Source organism: Pseudomonas sp. TH06, assembly GCF_016651305.1.
Taxonomy (GTDB): domain Bacteria; phylum Pseudomonadota; class Gammaproteobacteria; order Pseudomonadales; family Pseudomonadaceae; genus Aquipseudomonas.
In genome coordinates, this window is the sequence record NZ_JAEKEC010000001.1 from 1,314,537 (window position 1) to 1,334,408 (window position 19,872).

3 protein-coding genes are annotated in these 19,872 nt (G+C 62.0%); 2 read left to right on the forward strand and 1 reads right to left on the reverse strand.

What is annotated here, in order from left to right; genetic code table 11:
• The first annotated feature begins 162 nt into the window (after window positions 1–162).
• Entirely contained in the window at window positions 163–17,301 is a 17,139-nt protein-coding gene (locus tag JFT86_RS05790) for a LapA family giant adhesin (RefSeq protein WP_201236083.1), read from the forward strand.
• A gap of 148 nt (window positions 17,302–17,449) precedes the next feature.
• Window positions 17,450–17,788, forward strand: coding sequence for a hypothetical protein (locus JFT86_RS05795; protein WP_038369138.1), 339 nt, complete (start codon window positions 17,450–17,452; stop codon window positions 17,786–17,788).
• A gap of 125 nt (window positions 17,789–17,913) precedes the next feature.
• Here the strand turns inward: JFT86_RS05795 and lapD are convergent, their stop codons facing one another.
• On the reverse strand, window positions 17,914–19,860 hold the full coding sequence (gene lapD / locus JFT86_RS05800) for a cyclic di-GMP receptor LapD (RefSeq protein WP_201236084.1): 1,947 nt from the start codon (window positions 19,858–19,860) through the stop codon (window positions 17,914–17,916).
• Between the last annotated feature and the right edge of the window lie 12 nt (window positions 19,861–19,872).

The following is a 19,872-nucleotide window of genomic DNA, read 5'->3' on the forward strand; positions in this document are numbered from 1 at the left end:
AGTTTGGCATAAAGTTAATAGCGAAAGAATCTAGCCAAATTATTGACGAATGTATGCGTCAAACTTGTTTCGCATTTTTTTAAAGTACGTCCAGACTGAATCGGCATCCATGCCATCAGGTCCATGGAAGTCAACTGAACGTGACACCCCGGAGAGTCTTCAATGAGCAGTGTTGTTGCCGTCGTCAAAAGCATTGTCGGTCAGGTATTCGTGGTGTCCCCAGAGGGCGTACGCCGTGTACTCGTTGAAGGCGATCGCCTGTATGTCGGCGACCAGATCGACACTGGCCTCTCCGGCGCCGTGTCGCTTGAACTGGCTGATGGCCGCACCCTCGATCTGGGCCGCGAAACCCAGTGGAGCGCCAACGCCCCTGACTCCAGCACTGACCTGGCCGAAGCCACCGCGCAGGCTGCGCCGTCGGTAGCAGAATTGCAGCAAGCGATTGCCGCGGGTGTCGACCCGACTACCGCCCTTGAAGCCACCGCTGCCGGCCCAAGCGCCGCAGGCACTGGCGGCGCTGCCGGTGGTGGTCACAGTTTCGTGATGCTCGATGCCACGGCGGGGCGTGTTGATCCGACCATTGGTTTCCCGACGGCGGGGATCAACTCCGGCGCGCAAGCGGCGCAAAACATCACCGGTGGCCAGACCACCGACACCACCACCAACGCCCTGCGTGAGTCGACCCTGAGCCTCAGCGCCACGCCGACCATCACTGAAGCCGGCGGCGTGCTGGTGTACACCGCGACCCTGACCCAGGCACCGCTGACCGACCTGACCATCACCCTGTCCAACGGCGCGGTGATCGTTATTCCGGCCGGCTCCACCACTGGCACCGTCAACGTGCCGCTGGCACCGAACGACACCGTTTATAACGATCCGACCCAGATCGACGTGACCGTCACCGGCACCACTGGCGGCAACGGCATTACCGTGACCCCGCCGACCACTCCGGCCACGACCCAGGTCACCGACACCATCGACACCACCACCGTCACCTTGACGGCAGGCCCGAGTGTCACCGAAGGCGGCCAGATCACTTACACCGCGACCCTGACCAACCCGGCGCAGACGCCGGTCACCGTCACCCTGTCGAACGGCTCGACCATCACCATCGGCGCGGGCCAGACCACTGGCACCGTCAACGTGCCGACCCCGGCCAACGACGTCTATAACAACGGCAGCACCGTCACCACCACCATCACCGGTGCCACAGGTGGCAACTTCGAAAACCTGGTGCCGAACCCGACACCGGCGGTGACCACCATCACCGATTCGATCGACAACACCGGCCTGACCCTGACCGCTACCGGCAGCGTCGTCGAGGGCGGCCAGATCACCTACACCGCGACCCTGACCAACCCGGCGCAGACCCCGGTCACAGTCACTCTGTCGAACGGTTCGACCATCACCATTGAAGCCGGCCAGACCTCCGGCACCGTCAACGTGCCGACCGCGCCGAACGACGTCTACAACAATGGCGGCACCGTCAGCACCACGATTACCGGTGCAACCGGCGGCAACTTCGAGAACCTGGTGCCGAACACGACGCCAGCGACCACCACCGTGACCGACTCGATCGACACCACCAGCGTGAGCCTCACCGCCACCGGTACCGTCGTCGAAGGTGGCCAGATCACCTACACCGCGACCCTGACCAACGCTGCGCAGACACCGGTCACCATTACCCTGTCGAACGGTTCGACCATCACTATTGAAGCCGGCAAGACCAGCGGCACCGTCAACGTGCCAACCGCGCCGAACGACGTCTACAACAATGGCGGCACCGTCAGCACCACGATTACCGGTACTAGCGGTGGCAACTTCGAGAACCTGGTGCCGAACACGACGCCAGCGACCACCACCGTAACCGACTCGATCGACAACACTGGCCTGAGCCTCAGCGCTACCGGCTCCGTTGCCGAGGGTGGCTCGATCGTTTACACCGCAACCTTGACCAACGCCGCGCAAACCCCGGTAACCGTGACCCTGAGCAACGGCTCGGTAATCACTATTGAGGCGGGCAAGACCACCGGCACCGTGACTGTTCCGGCACCTGCCGATGACGTCTATAAAGACGCCGGCAAAGTTGAAGTGTCGATCAAGGACGCCACGGGCGGCAACTTCGAGAATCTGGTGCCGAGCACCGTTCCGGCCGTCACCGAAGTCACTGACACCATCGACACCTCGACCGTGAAACTGACCGCCGACACCAGCGTGGCTGAAGGTGGCACCGTCACTTACACCGCTACCGTTGGCGCGCCAGTCACCGGTTCGCCTGTGGTCGTGACCCTGGCCAACGGTCAGCAGATCACCATCGACATCGGCAAAACCACCGGCACCGTGACCGCCACCGCGCCGAACGACGCGTTGGCGGGCAATGCACCGCTGACCAACTCGATCACCGGTGTTTCCGGCGGTAATTACGAAGACCTGGTGGCCGACAAGACCCCGGTTTCGACCACCGTCACTGACGTCACCGACACCACCGACCTGACCCTGAGCGCGACCGGTTCCGTGGCTGAGGGCGGCTCGATTGTTTACACCGCGACCCTGACCAATCCGGCCGGCACCCCAGTGACCGTGACCCTGAGCAATGGCTCAGTGATCACCATCGAGGCCGGTAAAACCACTGGCACCGTGACCGTTCCGGCGCCTGCCGATGACGTCTATAAAGACGCCGGCAAAGTTGAAGTAACCATCAAGGACGCCACTGGCGGCAACTTCGAGAACCTCGTTCCGAGCACCACACCAGCGGTCACCAACGTTACCGATACCATCGACACCACCACCGTCAAACTGACCGCAACCGAGTCGGCAGCTGAAGGCGGGACTGTCACGTATACCGCTACTGTCGGGGCGCCAGTCACCGGTTCGCCGGTTGTCGTGACTCTGGCCAATGGTCAGAACATCACTATCGAAGTCGGCAAAACCACCGGCACCGTGACCACCACTGCACCGAACGACGCATTGACCGGCCACGCGCCGATCACCAACTCGATCACTGGTGTTTCTGGCGGCAACTACGAAGACCTGGTCGCTGACAAAACCCCGGTCAGCACCACCGTGACCGACACCGTCGACACCACCAACCTGTCGCTGTCCGCGACCGGCACCGTAGCCGAAGGTGGCTCGATCACCTATACCGCGACCCTGACCAACGCGGCTGGTTCGCCAGTCACCGTGACCCTGTCCAACGGCTCGGTGATCACCATCGAAGCGGGCAAGACCACTGGCACCGTGACCGTTCCGGCGCCTGCCGATGACGTCTACAAAGACGCTGGCAAAGTCGAAGTCACCATCAAGGACGCTACCGGCGGCAACTTCGAGAACCTCGTTCCGAGCACCACGCCAGCCGTCACTGACGTCACCGATACCATCGACACCTCGACGGTCAAACTGACCGCCGACACCACCGTGGCTGAAGGCGGCACCGTTACTTACACCGCTACCGTTGGCGCGCCAGTTACCGGTTCGCCGGTGGTCGTGACTCTGGCCAACGGCCAGAGCATTACCATCGAAGTCGGCCAAACCACTGGCACCGTCACCACCACCGCGCCGAACGACGCATTGGTAGGCCAGGCGCCACTGAGCAACTCGATTACCGGCGTCAGCGGCGGCAACTACGAAAACCTCGTGGCCGACAAAACCCCGGTCAGCACCAGCGTGACTGACACCACCGACACCACCAATCTGTCGCTGAGCGCGACCGGTTCCGTGGCTGAAGGTGGCCAGATTACTTACACCGCCACGCTGACCAACGCTGCCGGCTCGCCCGTCACTGTGACCCTGAGCAACGGCTCGGTGATTACCATCGAGGCAGGTAAAACCACCGGCACTGTGACTGTTCCAGCGCCAGCCGATGACGTCTACAAAGACGCCGGCAAAGTTGAAGTGACGATCAAGGACGCCACCGGTGGCAACTTCGAGAATCTGGTACCGAGCACCGTTCCGGCCGTTACCGACGTCACTGACACCATCGACACTTCGGCCGTCAAACTGACCGCCGACACCACCGTAGCTGAAGGTGGCACCGTCACTTACACCGCTACCGTTGGCGCGCCAGTCACCGGTTCGCCTGTCGTGGTGACCTTGGCCAACGGTCAGCAGATCACCATCGAAGTGGGTAAAACTACCGGCACCGTGACCACCTACGCACCGAACGACGCGCTGACCGGCCACGCGCCGCTGAGTAATTCGATCACTGACGTCAGTGGTGGCAACTACGAAAACCTGGTGGCCGACAAGACCCCGGTTTCGACCAGCGTCACTGATACCGTCGACACCACCAACTTGTCGCTGAGCGCGACCGGTTCCGTGGCTGAGGGCGGCTCGATTGTTTACACCGCGACTCTGACCAACGCGGCTGGCTCGCCAGTCACCGTGACCCTGAGCAACGGCGCCGTCATCACCATCGAGGCTGGCAAAACCAGCGGCACCGTAACGGTTCCGGCGCCGGCGGATGACGTTTACAAGGACGCGGGCAAGGTCGAAGCGACCATTTCCACCGCGACTGGCGGCAACTTCGAGAACCTGGTGCCGAGCACCGTTCCAGCCGTCACCGAAGTCACTGACACCATCGACACCTCGACCGTGAAACTGAGCGCCGACACCACCGTGGCTGAAGGTGGCACCGTCACTTACACCGCGACGGTTGGCGCGCCAGTCACCGGCTCGCCGGTGGTCGTGACCCTGGCCAACGGCCAGAGCATCACCATCGAAGTCGGCCAAACCACTGGCACCGTCACCACCACCGCACCGAACGATGCGTTGGTCGGTCAGGCGCCACTGAGCAACTCGATCACTAACGTGACGGGCGGCAACTACGAAAATCTGGTTGCCGACAAAACCCCGGTCAGCACCAGCGTGACCGACACCACCGACACCACTAACCTGTCGCTGAGCGCGACCGGGACTGTGGCTGAGGGCGGCTCGATTGTTTACACCGCAACCTTGACCAATCCGGCTGGCACGCCAGTGACCGTGACCCTGAGCAACGGCTCGGTGATCACCATCGAGGCCGGTAAAACCACCGGCACCGTGACCGTTCCGGCGCCTGCCGATGACGTCTATAAAGATGCCGGCAAAGTCGAAGTCACCATCAAGGACGCTACCGGCGGCAACTTCGAGAACCTGGTTCCGAGCACCACGCCAGCCGTGACCGACGTCACTGACACCATCGACACCTCGACCGTGAAACTGAGCGCCGACACGACAGTAGCTGAGGGCGGCACCGTCACTTACACCGCGACTGTTGGTGCGCCGGTTACCGGTTCGCCTGTCGTGGTGACGTTGGCCAACGGTCAGCAAATCACCATTGAAGTCGGCAAAACCACCGGCACCGTGACCTTCACCGCGCCAAACGACGCGCTGACCGGTCAGGCCTCGTTGGGTAACTCGATCACTAACGTCAGCGGCGGCAACTACGAGAATCTGGTGGCCGACAAGACTCCGGTTTCGACCACCGTCACCGACACCGTCGACACCACCAACCTGTCGCTCAGCGCCACCAATTCGGTCGCCGAGGGCGGTTCGATCACGTACACCGCGACACTGACCAACGCCGCTGGCTCGCCCGTCACAGTGACCCTGAGCAACGGCTCGGTGATCACCATCGAGGCAGGCAAAACCACTGGCACCGTAACGGTTCCAGCGCCAGCCGATGACGTCTACAAAGACGCCGGCAAAGTCGAAGTGACGATCAAGGACGCCACCGGTGGCAACTTCGAGAATCTGGTACCGAGCACCGTTCCGGCCGTTACCGACGTCACTGACACCATCGACACTTCGACCGTCAAACTGACCGCCGACACCACCGTAGCTGAAGGTGGCACCGTCACTTACACCGCTACCGTTGGCGCGCCAGTCACCGGTTCGCCTGTCGTGGTGACCTTGGCCAACGGTCAGCAGATCACCATCGAAGTCGGCAAGACCACCGGCACCGTGACCACCTCCGCACCGAACGATGCGTTGACCGGTCACGCGCCGCTGACCAACGCGATCACTGATGTAAGCGGCGGCAATTACGAGAATCTGGTGGCCGACAAGACGCCGGTTTCGACCAACGTCACCGACACTGTCGACACCACCAACCTGTCGCTGACTGCGACCGGTACTGTGGCTGAAGGCGGTTCGATTGTTTACACCGCCACACTGACCAACGCGGCAGGCTCGCCGGTCACCGTGACCCTGTCCAATGGCGCCGTCATTACCATTGAAGCCGGTAAAACCAGCGGCACCGTGACTGTTCCGGCGCCAGCCGACGACGTCTACAAGGACGCAGGCAAAGTCGAAGTCACCATCAAGGACGCTACCGGCGGCAACTTCGAGAACCTCGTTCCGAGCACCACGCCAGCGGTGACCGACGTCACTGACACCATCGACACCTCGACCGTAAAACTGACGGCCACCGAGTCGGCTGCCGAGGGTGGCACCGTCACCTACACCGCCACTGTCGGCGCGCCAGTCACCGGTTCGCCGGTCGTGGTGACTTTGGCCAACGGCCAGAACATCACCATCGAAGTCGGCAAAACCACCGGCACCGTCACCACCACCGCACCGAACGATGCGTTGACCGGTCACGCGCCGCTGACCAACTCGATCACTGACGTCAGCGGCGGCAACTACGAAAACCTCGTAGCCGACAAAACCCCGGTCAGCACCACCGTGACCGACACTGTCGACACCACCAACCTGTCGCTCAGCGCCACTGGCGCGGTGAACGAAGGTGGCCAGATCACCTACACCGCGACGTTGACCAACGCTGCCGGCAGCCCGGTCACCGTCACGTTGAGCAATGGTGCGACCATCACCATCGAGGCCGGTAAAACCACCGGCACCGTGACCGTCGATGCACCGAAGGACGACGTCTACAAAGACGCCGGCACCGTTGAAGCGACCATCAAGGGCGCGACCGGTGGCGACTTCGAGAACCTCGTCACCAGCACTACTCCAGCAGTCACCACCGTCAACGACACCATCGACACCTCCACTGTGTCGCTGACTGCCACGGCTAACGTCGCCGAAGGCGAAACCGTGGTCTACACCGCGACCGTGACCGCGCCAGTGACTGGCTCGCCGGTCGTCGTGACCCTGTCCAACGGCCAGACCATCACCATCGCTGTCGGTGAAACCACCGGCACCGTGAACTTCGTTGCGCCGAACAGCCCATTGTCAGGCGGCAGCTCGTTGAGCGTGACCATCGACGGCGCGACTGGCGGCAACTACGAAAAACTGGTGACCGACGGCAAGTCGGCTGACACCGCGGTTTCGGACACCACCGACACCACCAACCTGAACCTGACCGCAACCGATTCGGTGGCTGAAGGCGGTTCGATTGTTTACACCGCGACGCTGACCAACCAGGCCGGCACGCCGGTGACTGTGACCTTGTCGAACGGCGCCGTCATCACGATTGAGGCGGGTAAAACCACCGGCACCGTCACCGTTCCGGCACCGGCTGATGACGTTTACAAAGATGCGGGCAAGGTTGAAGCGACTATTTCCACCGCGACGGGCGGCAACTTCGAGAACCTGGTGCCGAGCACCGTTCCAGCAGTCACCAACGTTACCGACACCATCGACACCACCACCGTCAAACTGACGGCTACCGAATCGGCAGCCGAAGGTGGCACCGTTACTTACACCGCCACCGTTGGCGCGCCGGTTACTGGTTCGCCTGTGGTCGTGACTCTGGCCAATGGTCAGAACATCACCATTGAAGTGGGCAAAACCACCGGCACTGTGACCTTCACTGCACCGAACGATGCGTTGACCGGTCATGCGCCGATTACCAACTCGATCACTGGTGTGACGGGCGGCAACTACGAGAATCTGGTTGCCGACAAAACGCCGGTTTCGACCAACGTCACCGACACCGTCGACACCACCAACCTGTCGTTGAGCGCGACCGGTTCCGTGGCCGAGGGTGGCTCGATTGTTTACACCGCTACCTTGACCAACGCGGCTGGCTCGCCAGTGACAGTGACTTTGTCGAACGGCGCTGTGATCACTATCGAAGCGGGCAAAACCACCGGCACTGTGACTGTTCCGGCTCCGGCTGACGACGTCTACAAAGACGCCGGCAAAGTCGAAGCGACCATTTCCACCGCGACTGGCGGCAACTTCGAGAATCTGGTGCCGAGCACTGTTCCGGCGGTCACTAACGTTACCGACACCATCGACACCACCACCGTCAAACTGACGGCCACCGAGACCGCCGCTGAAGGTGGCGCGGTTGTTTACACCGCGACCGTGGGTGCGCCAGTGACCGGCTCGCCAGTTGTGGTGACGCTGGCCAACGGCCAGAACATCACCATCGAAGTGGGCAAAACCACCGGTACCGTGACCTTCACTGCACCGAACGATGCGTTGACCGGTCATGCGCCGCTGACCAACTCGATTACCGGTGTGACGGGTGGCAATTACGAGAACCTGGTGGCCGACAAGACCCCGGTTTCGACCAACGTCACCGACACCGTCGACACCACCAATCTGTCGCTCAGCGCTACCAATTCGGTCGCTGAGGGCGGTTCGATTGTTTACACCGCCACCCTGACCAACGCCGCTGGCTCGCCAGTGACCGTGACCTTGTCGAACGGTGCCGTGATCACCATCGAGGCTGGTAAAACTACTGGCACCGTCACCGTTCCAGCCCCGGCTGACGACGTCTACAAAGACGCCGGCAAAGTCGAAGCAACCATTTCCACCGCGACTGGCGGCAACTTCGAAAACCTGGTGCCGAGCACGACGCCGGCCGTGACCGAAGTGACCGACACCATCGACACCTCGACGGTCAAACTCACTGCCGATACGTCCGTGGCTGAAGGCGGCACTGTCACTTACACCGCCACTGTGGGCGCGCCTGTGACTGGCTCGCCTGTGGTCGTGACGCTGTCCAATGGTCAGCAGATAACCATCGAAGTGGGTAAAACCACTGGTACCGTGACCACCACCGCGCCGAACGATGCGTTGACCGGTCATGCGCCGCTGACCAACTCGATTACCGGTGTGACGGGTGGCAATTACGAGAATCTGGTTGCCGACAAGACACCGGTTTCGACCACTGTCACCGACACCGTCGACACCACCAATCTGTCGCTAAGCGCCACTGGCTCTGTCGCTGAGGGCGGTTCGATTGTTTATACCGCCACCCTGACCAACGCCGCTGGTTCGCCAGTGACCGTGACCCTGAGCAACGGCTCGGTGATCACCATCGAAGCCGGTAAAACCACCGGCACAGTGACCGTTCCGGCTCCGGCTGATGACGTTTACAAAGACGCGGGCAAGGTTGAAGCGACCATTTCGACTGCCACCGGCGGCAACTTCGAAAACCTGGTGCCGAGCACTGTACCGGCCGTGACCAATGTCACCGACACCATCGACACCACCACGGTCAAACTGACCGCGACCGAGTCGGCGGCCGAAGGCGGTACTGTCACTTACACCGCCACCGTGGGCGCTCCAGTCACCGGTTCGCCTGTCGTCGTGACCCTGTCCAACGGTCAGAACATCACTATTGAAGTCGGCAAAACCACGGGGACCGTGACCACCACCGCGCCGAACGACGTGTTGAACGGCCACGCGCCGCTGACCAACGCGATTACCGGTGTAACGGGTGGCAATTACGAGAACCTGGTGGCCGACAAGACCCCGGTTTCGACCAACGTCACCGACACCGTCGACACCACCAATCTGTCGCTCAGCGCTACCAATTCGGTCGCTGAAGGTGGCTCGATCATCTACACCGCCACGCTGACCAACGCCGCTGGCTCGCCAGTGACCGTGACCCTGTCGAACGGCGCCGTGATCACCATTGAGGCTGGCAAAACTACCGGCACAGTGACCGTTCCGGCTCCGGCTGATGACGTTTACAAAGACGCGGGCAAGGTTGAAGCGACCATTTCCACTGCCACCGGTGGCAACTTCGAGAATCTGGTACCGAGCACCGTACCGGCAGTGACTAACGTCACTGACACCATCGATACCACCACGGTCAAACTGACCGCCACCGAATCGGCGGCTGAAGGCGGCACCGTTACTTACACTGCGACTGTCGGTGCTCCGGTTACCGGTTCGCCTGTCGTCGTTACCCTGTCCAACGGTCAGACCATCACCATTGGTGTTGGCCAGACCACCGGCACCGCGACCACCACTGCGCCAAACGACGCACTGACTGGCCATGCGCCGCTGACCAACTCGATCACCAACGTCACTGGCGGCAACTACGAAAACCTTGTGGCCGACAAGACACCGGTGAGCACCAACGTGACCGACACTGTCGACACCACCAACCTGTCGCTGAGTGCTACCCCATCGGTCGCTGAAGGTGGCTCGATCATCTACACCGCCACGCTGACCAACGCCGCTGGCTCGCCAGTGACCGTGACCCTGTCGAACGGCGCCGTGATCACCATTGAGGCTGGCAAAACCACCGGCACCGTCACCGTCGCAGCACCCGCGGATGACGTCTACAAAGATGCGGGCAAAGTCGAAGCAACCATTTCGACCGCAACCGGTGGCAACTTCGAGAATCTGGTGCCGAGCACCGTACCGGCAGTGACTAACGTCACTGACACCATCGATACCACCACGGTCAAACTGACCGCCACCGAATCGGCGGCTGAAGGCGGCACCGTCACCTACACCGCCACTGTCGGTGCAGCCGTAACCGGTTCGCCGGTTGTCGTGACGCTGGCCAACGGTCAAACCATCACCATTGGTGTTGGCCAGACCACCGGCACCGCGACCACCACTGCGCCAAACGACGCACTGACTGGCCATGCACCGCTGACCAACTCGATCACCAACGTCACTGGCGGCAACTACGAAAACCTTGTGGCCGACAAGACACCGGTGAGCACCAACGTGACCGACACTGTCGACACCACTAACTTGTCGTTGAGCGCGACTGGTTCGGTTGCTGAAGGCGGTTCGATTGTCTACACCGCAACGCTGACCAACGCCGCTGGCTCGCCAGTGACCGTGACCCTGTCGAACGGCGCCGTGATCACCATCGAGGCCGGTAAAACCACCGGCACCGTGACCGTTCCAGCCCCGGCTGACGACGTCTACAAAGACGCCGGCACCGTGCAGGCGACGATCAGCACCGCCACCGGTGGCAACTTCGAAAACCTGGTGCCGAGCACGACGCCAGCCGTCACCAGTGTCACCGACACCATCGACACCACCACGGTGAAACTGACCGCGACCGAGTCGGCGGCTGAGGGTGGCACCGTTACCTACACGGCGACAGTTGGCGCACCGGTCACCGGTTCGCCTGTGGTCGTGACTCTGGCCAACGGTCAGAACATCACCATCGAAGTGGGCAAAACCACCGGCACCGTGACCACCACCGCGCCGAATGACGTGTTGACCGGTCATGCGCCACTGACCAACGCGATCACCAATGTCAGCGGCGGCAACTATGAAAATCTGGTTGCTGACAAGACGCCGGTCTCGACTACGGTCACTGACACCATCGACACCACAAACCTGTCGCTCAGCGCGACCGGCACCGTCGCCGAAGGTGGTCAGATCACCTACACCGCGACTCTGACCAACGCCGCTGGCTCGCCAGTCACCGTAACCCTGAGCAACGGTTCGGTGATCACCATCGAGGCCGGTAAAACTACCGGCACCGTGACCGTTCCAGCACCGGCTGACGACGTCTACAAAGACGCCGGCACTGTGCAGGCCACGATCAGCAACGCCACCGGTGGCAGCTTCGAGAAACTGGTAACCAGCACCACACCAGCCGTGACCAGCGTCACCGACACCATCGACACCACGACCGTGAAGCTCACTGCGACCACAACTGCAGCCGAGGGTGGCACCGTCACTTACACCGCGACTGTCGGTGCTCCAGTCACCGGTTCGCCAGTCACCGTGACGCTGTCCAATGGTCAGCAGATCACCATCGAAGTCGGCAAAACCACCGGTACCGTGACCACCACCGCACCGAACGACGCGTTGACCGGTCATGCACCGCTGACCAATGCGATCACCAACGTAACCGGCGGCAACTACGAAAATCTCGTGGCTGACAAAACCCCGGTCAGCACCACCGTGACCGACACCGTCGACACCACCAACCTGACGCTCAGCGCGACCGGCACCGTGGCCGAAGGTGGCCAGATCACCTACACCGCGACGCTGACCAACGCGGCTGGCTCGCCAGTCACCGTGACGCTGTCCAACGGCTCGGTAATCACCATCGAGGCTGGCAAAACCACCGGCACCGTGACCGTTCCGGCACCAGCGGACGACGTCTACAAAGACGCCGGCACCGTGCAAGCCACGATCAGCACCGCCACCGGTGGTAACTTCGAAAATCTGGTGCCGAGCACGACGCCAGCCGTGACCAGTGTCACCGACACCATCGACACCACCACAGTGAAGCTGACTGCCACCGCTACGGCGGCTGAAGGCGGCACCGTCACCTACACCGCCACTGTCGGTGCAGCCGTAACCGGTTCGCCGGTTGTCGTGACGCTGGCCAACGGTCAGACCATCACCATCGGCGTCGGCCAGACCACGGGAACCGCGACCACCACCGCACCAAACGATGCGTTGACCGGCCACGCTCCGCTGACCAACTCGATCACCAACGTCACTGGCGGCAACTACGAAAACCTCGTGGCTGACAAAACCCCGGTCAGCACCACCGTGACCGACACCATCGACACCACCAACCTGACGCTCAGCGCGACTGGCACCGTGGCCGAAGGTGGCCAGATCACCTACACCGCGACCCTGACTAACGCCGCTGGCTCGCCAGTGACCGTTACCCTGTCCAACGGCTCGGTAATCACCATCGAAGCCGGCAAAACCACCGGCACCGTGACCGTTCCTGCTCCGGCTGACGACGTCTACAAAGACGCCGGCACCGTCCAGGCCACGATCAAGACCGCCACTGGCGGCAACTTCGAGAATCTGGTGACCAGCAACACACCAGCCGTGACCAGCGTCACCGACACCATCGACACCACCACGGTGAAACTGACTGCAACCGGCACGGCGGCTGAAGGCGGCAACGTCGTCTACACCGCGACCGTCGGCGCAGCCGTGACCGGCTCGCCTGTCGTCGTGACCTTGGCCAATGGTCAGCAGATCACCATCGACATCGGCAAAACCACCGGCACCGTGACTACCGCCGCGCCGAACGATGCGTTGACCGGTCATGCGCCACTGACCAACTCCATCACCAACGTAAGCGGCGGCAACTACGAGAATCTGGTTGCCGACAAGACACCTGTCAGCACCACCGTGACCGACACCATCGACACCACCAACCTGACGCTCAGCGCAACCGGCACCGTGGCCGAAGGTGGCCAGATCACCTACACCGCGACGCTGACCAACGCGGCTGGTTCGCCAGTCACCGTGACGCTGTCCAACGGCTCGGTAATCACCATCGACGCCGGCAAAACCACCGGCACCGTGACTGTTCCCGCTCCGGCTGACGACGTCTACAAAGACGCAGGCACCGTGCAGGCCACCATCACCGGTACCAGCGGCGGCAGTTTCGAAAACCTGGTGACCAACAACACACCAGCGGTGACCAACGTCACCGACACCATCGACACCACCACAGTCAGCATCACCGGCAGCACCTCGGTGACCGAAGGCCAGACCGCCAGCTACACCGTCAGCCTGAACCACCCGGCGCAAACCGAAGTGACCCTGAAAATCGTCTACAGCGGCACCGCCGCCGACGGTTCCGACTTCACCGGTGTGTACACCGTGAAGATCCCGGCAGGCGCCAGCAGCGCGCAGTTCAACGTCGCCACCATCGATGACAAGATCACCGAAGGCACCGAGAACTTCGTGGTCAAGATCGACTCGGCCACGGGCGGCAACTTCGAGAACCTCGCGGTCAGCAGCACCAATGGCAGCGTCAGCACGTCGATCATCGACAACGACGCGCCGCCGGTCATCGACCTGGATGCCAACAACTCCAGCGGCGCGACCGGTGCCGATTACAAGGTGACCTTCACCGAAAACACCCCGGGCGCCGGTGTGTCGATTGCTGACACCGACATCAGCATCACTGACCCGGACAGCACCATGCTGACCGGCGCCACCGTGGTGCTGACCAACCGTCAGGACGGCGATGCGCTGAACCTGGGCAACAGCGTCAACGGCATCACCATCAATGCCAACAGCACCAACGGCACTGTGACGCTGACCCTGTCGGGCAATGCGACGCTGGCCGACTACATGCAGGCCATCAAGAACATCAGCTTCACCAACGGCAGTGAAAACCCGAGCACCGTGCCACGGATCATCACCGTGACCGTGACCGATGGCGGCAACTACTCCAACACCGCGACCACCACGGTCAACGTGGTGGCGGTCAACGACGCACCGGTCGCCGCACCGAGCAACGTCACCGGAACTGAAGACACCCCGCTGATACTCGGCTGGTCGACCTTCGGTGTGACCGACGTCGACAGCCCGGCCAGCAGCCTCGGTGTGAAAATCACCCAGCTGCCGGGCGAAGGCAAACTGCAGTACCTGGACGGCTCGACCTGGAAAGACGTCGCCAACAACCAGACCTTCAGCAAGGCTGACATCGACGCCGGCAAACTGCGCTTCATGCCGGATGCCAACGAGTCGGGGGTCAACGGTTACGGCGGCACTGGCATGGGCAACAACCAGGCCGATTACGCACAGATCAAGTTCCAGCCAACCGACGGCCAACTGCTGGGCAACACCGGCACCGTGAAGATCGACATCACGCCAGTGGCGGATGCCCCGACCGTGAGCGTGGCGGACAACAGCGTGAAGTCCACCGGCCTGATCAAGGAAGTCTGGACCGGTCTGTCGGGCCTCGGCACCAGCGGCAACGGCGCAGATTCGACCACGTTGAAAAACGTGATCGACGGCGCCGGCACGCCGAACTCCAGCGGCAGCGTGACCAACGTGCAATCCGATGGCAGCGTGGCGGCAGGTACGGCGTCGAAGACTTCCGGCCTGATCTACCTCGAAGCCGGCAAGACCTACTCCTTCAGCGGCATCGCCGATGACAGCCTGCTGATCACCATCGGCGGCAAGAGCGTGGCGTCGGGTACCTGGGGCGCGGGCGGTGCGATCAGCGGTTCGTTCACCCCGACCACCAGCGGTTACTACACCCTGGACATCTACCACCACAACCAGAGCGGCCCGGGCAGCTATGACGTCAACCTGTCGGTCAACGGCAGCACGCCGATCGATCTGAGCAACACAGGCGTACCGATCTACACCGGCGTGCAGGATCTGATCAATTCGGGCGTGACCGTTTCCGATCTGCACGGCACCAATGGCGAAGGCTATTACGACGGCTACAAACTCAACACCGGCGCCGAAGGCACCACGGTGAAACTGTCAGCAATCAGCACTGCGCTGACCGACACCGACGGCTCGGAAACCCTGAGCGTGAAGATCAGTGGCGCGCCGGTCGGCTCGGTGCTGAGCGACGGCGCAGGCCATACCTTCACCGTCACCGCGACCAGCGGCGATGCCAACGTGACCGGCTGGAACCTCGGCAGCCTGACCGTGACGCCACCGCCGTACTACAACGGCCAGTTCAACCTGACCGTGACTTCGACCTCTACCGAGCAGGTCGGCGGCTCGGCCAGCAGCACCGCGACCATTCCGGTCACTGTGGTGCCGGCGGTCTACAACGCCATAGTTGCGACTTCCGGCGACGACACCTTCAGCGGTACCGACGGCAACGACATCATGGTCGCCGACATCGGCGGTCTGACCGTGGTGCCGGGCACCAACTACAACATCGCCTTCATGGTCGACAGCTCGGGCAGCATGAGCGCGTCGTCGATCAGCGCGGCGAAAGACTCGCTGACCTCGGTGTTCAACACCCTCAAGCAGAGCCTGGGCGGCAGCAACTCGGGCACGGTGAATATCTTCCTGGTGGACTTCGACACCCAGGTCAACAAATCGGTATCGGTGAACCTCAACGATCCGAATGCGCTGACCCAGCTCAAAGCGGTGCTGGACTCGATGACTTCCGGCGGCGGCACCAACTATGAGGACGTGTTCAAAACCACGGCCAACTGGTTCCAGAGTGCTGACGCCGTGGCCAACACCGGGGCGAAGAACCTTACCTACTTCATCACCGACGGCCAGCCGACTTACTACCAGAGCGGCGAGCAGACCAACCCGACGCTGTACGGCAGCGTGAAGTTCGATAGCGTGGTGACGACCAGCAACTACAAGCTGGGCGACACCTTCAGCACCTATATCGACAGCACGCACTATCTGAGCATCAACTCCAACGGCGTCGCCCAGTTGCAGACCTACACCAGCCGTTACGGCTGGTCGACGACCAACCTGGGCACCGTTCACGCTCAGGGCGACGGCACTTACGAGCTGTCGAGCCTGGCGGGCAGCGGCAGCAGCACCACCACGACCACCACCGACAACTCGACCACCAGCTTCGCCTTGCTCAGCGGCCTGTCGAACGTCGAAGCCATTGGCCTCAACAGCGGCGTCAGCCTCAACGACCTGAAACCGTACGACTCGGACAAGACGCCGCAGACCAACATCGATCCGAAGGACCTGGCCAACTCGATCATCGGCCACACCGAAGCAACGCTGCCAGGCAACGACACCGTCAGCGGTGGCGACGGCAACGACATCCTGTTCGGCGATCTGGTGAGCTTCAACGGCATTGCCGGTGAGGGTTATCAGGCGATGCAGGCATTCGTTGCCCAGCAGACCGGCGTCGACGTCAGCAAAGTCACCACCAGCAACGTGCACCAGTACATCACCGAGCACTATCAGGCGTTCGATGTGTCCGGTGCCCACGACGGCAACGACACGCTGCTGGGTGGCGCGGGCAATGACATCCTGTTCGGCTCGGGCGGCAATGACCTGCTCGACGGCGGCAAGGGCAATGACATCCTGCTCGGCGGTACCGGCAACGACACGCTGATCGGCGGTCAGGGCAACGACATCCTGATTGGCGGTTCGGGTGCCGACACCTTCGTCTGGAAGGCGGGTGACACCGGCAACGACGTGATCAAGGACTTCAAGGCCAGCGAAGGCGACCGCATCGACCTGCGTGATCTGTTGCAGGGCGAAACCGGCAGCACCATCGACAACTTCCTGAAGATCACCACGGTCGACGGCACGTCGTCGCTGCAAGTCAGCTCGACGGGCAAGTTCAACTCGGGTGATGCCGCTGCGGCAACGCCAGACGTGACGATCAAACTGGAAGGCAATAACTGGTCGAGCGCCAACATCCACAACCTGATTGCCGGTAGCGATCCGACCATCAAGGTCGACCACAACAACAGCTGATCCGTGAACAAAACGGCCGCTCCAATGGGGCGGCCGTCACGTTTGCGCTGCCCACCCCGGTGACGATTGCGTCACCGCACCGCATACTTGCGCGCAGTTGGCTATGCTGCTGACAGCATGACGCTGGTTCATTTCCGAGGGATGCTCAATGTTTTACGTGCAACGCGATGCGCAAGGCCAGTTGATTCGCGTGGAAGCTGCGGCGTACGCCGAGGCCACGGAAACGCTGCCGGCCGATCACCACGAAATCCAGGCGTGGTACGCCAACGAAGCCGTGGAAAACAGCCTCAAACAGCTCAAGCAGAGCGACTTTGAAATGATTCGGGTACTCGACGACCTGATTCAGGTGCTGACCCAGAAAGGCGTGATCCGCGTCACCGACCTGCCGCCGGCGGCGCAAGCCAAATTGATGGACCGGACTCAGGCGCGGGAAGCGTTGGGCGGGTTGAGTCAGTTGATTGATGAGGATGAAGGCGGGTTGATCTGATCAAAGATTTTGATCGACTGTTCCGGCCTCTTCGCGAGCAGGCTCGCTCCCACATTGAAACCCGATCACAGTAGGAGCGAGCCTGCTCGCGAAGGCGGCTTAACTAACGACTCGAATTCAAAGATTTAGCTCCAGGGCTTGGGCTCACCCAGCAACTGCCCCTGAACGCCATACAACCCCATCTCGCGAATCACCGACAACTCCCCTTCCGTCTCGACCCGCTCGGCAATCAGCGGCAGGTCGATGCTGTGCGCTGCGCGCTGGATCGCTTCGATGAACAGACGCTTGTCGCTCTCCTGATCAATCGCGCGAATGTAGCTGCCGTCGATCTTCAGGTACGCCAGGCCCAGCCGCGCCAGGTTGCCGATCATGCTGAAGCGTCCGCCAAAGCGTTGCAGACTCAGCGAGAAGCCCAGCTCACGCAGACGTCGGGTCAACTGCTCAAGCACCGCTTGCTCCGGCAATTGCTCTTCACCGATTTCCAGAGTCAGGCGTGGGCCCAGATTGGAATGCGCGCGCAGGATCTCGAAGACCTTGTTCAGCGCCTGCGAATCCGCCAGCGTTGCCGAGGACAGGTTCAACGCCAGCGAATCCTCATGTTCTTTCATCTGTTCGAGAACACGTTCGAGCATCAACCGATCCAGGCGTGCGGTCCAGCCGAAGCGCTCCAGCCACGGCAGGAAACGCCCGGCCGGAATGGTCTGGCCCTGCTCATCGAGCAGGCGCGAAAGCACTTTGTAATGCAACACCAGTTGCGTGTCCTGCGTGGCCACCACCGGTTGGAAATACAGCTCGAAGCGTTGCTGACTCAAAGCCTGATCAAGCAGGCGATGCCAGGCATGGTGATCGTCACCGACGTCCGCCGTCAGGCTCTGATCGATGCACGCCCAGTTCTGCTCGCCCTGCCCCTCGGCCTGCGCCAGCGCCTGATCGCCGAGGGTCAGCACGGCTTGCGGCGAATCGCCATGAGCGAATGGCGCGAGGCCGATGGAGGCGACCGCCGGCACATCCGTCGCACCCGTGGCGTGCAAGCTGCTCAGGGCGTTGTCGAGGTTCTGCGCCAGTTGCAGCGCTTCCTCGCGCACCAGCCCCGGCGCCAGTACGGCGAATTCACCGCCGCGAATACGGGTGACGAGGTTTTGCGTTTCCGGGTACTTGGCGCACTCGCGCGACAGTTGCTCACCCACTGCTTTCAACAATTCGTCGGTACGCTGTCCACCGAGACGCTGGTTGAGCCCGGCCAGGTCCTTGACCCGCAACAGCAGCAGATAACCGGAACTGGCCTGCTCAGGGTTGCTCACCCGATTGTTCAACTGCATCTCGAAATAGCGCCGGTTGGCCAGGCCGGTGAGGTTGTCCTGATAGGACTCGGCGCGCAGTTTTTCACTGCGCTCGGCCTGCTCCTGAAACAGCGCCTTGAGCTTCTCGACCATCTGGTTCATCGCCTGCACCACACGACGCAACTCAGGGGTGCGCGGCAGCTCCGGCAGGCTGAGAAACTCGCGCCGGGCGATAGCGTGAGACTGTTTGACCATGTAATCCAGCGGCCTCAACTGCCGACGCAGCAACAACGCCCCCAGCACGGCACTCACCGCACCGCAAATCAGCAACCAGCCGAGGCTGCCCAACGCACTCTGCCAGAGCTTGGCCACGGCGAACATCGGATGGCTGACTACCTCGACCCGCGCCGCCTGCTCCCAGCCACGACTGACCAACGCATCGCCACCGGCCGGTTCCAGACCAATCAGCTTGACGAACCAGTCCGGCACATTAGTGACCGCCGGAATGCCACTGCGCTCAACGATGGTCTGGTCGGTTTTCAGATCGACCACACGGATGCTCGCGTAATAACCGCTGTCGAAGATCGAGCTGACCAGCAACTCGACCATCGCCGGGTCGTCGATATTCGGCGTCAGCGACAACGCCAGCGCCGTGGCGGCGTCCTGGGCATGGGAGCGCAACTGGTTGACGTACTGGGTGCGCGAGCTCTCCAGACTGACCATGAAGCTGCCGGTGAAGGCGACCACCAGGAACAGACAGATAGCGATCAACAGCTGTTTGAACAAAGACATCTGAGCGCGTGC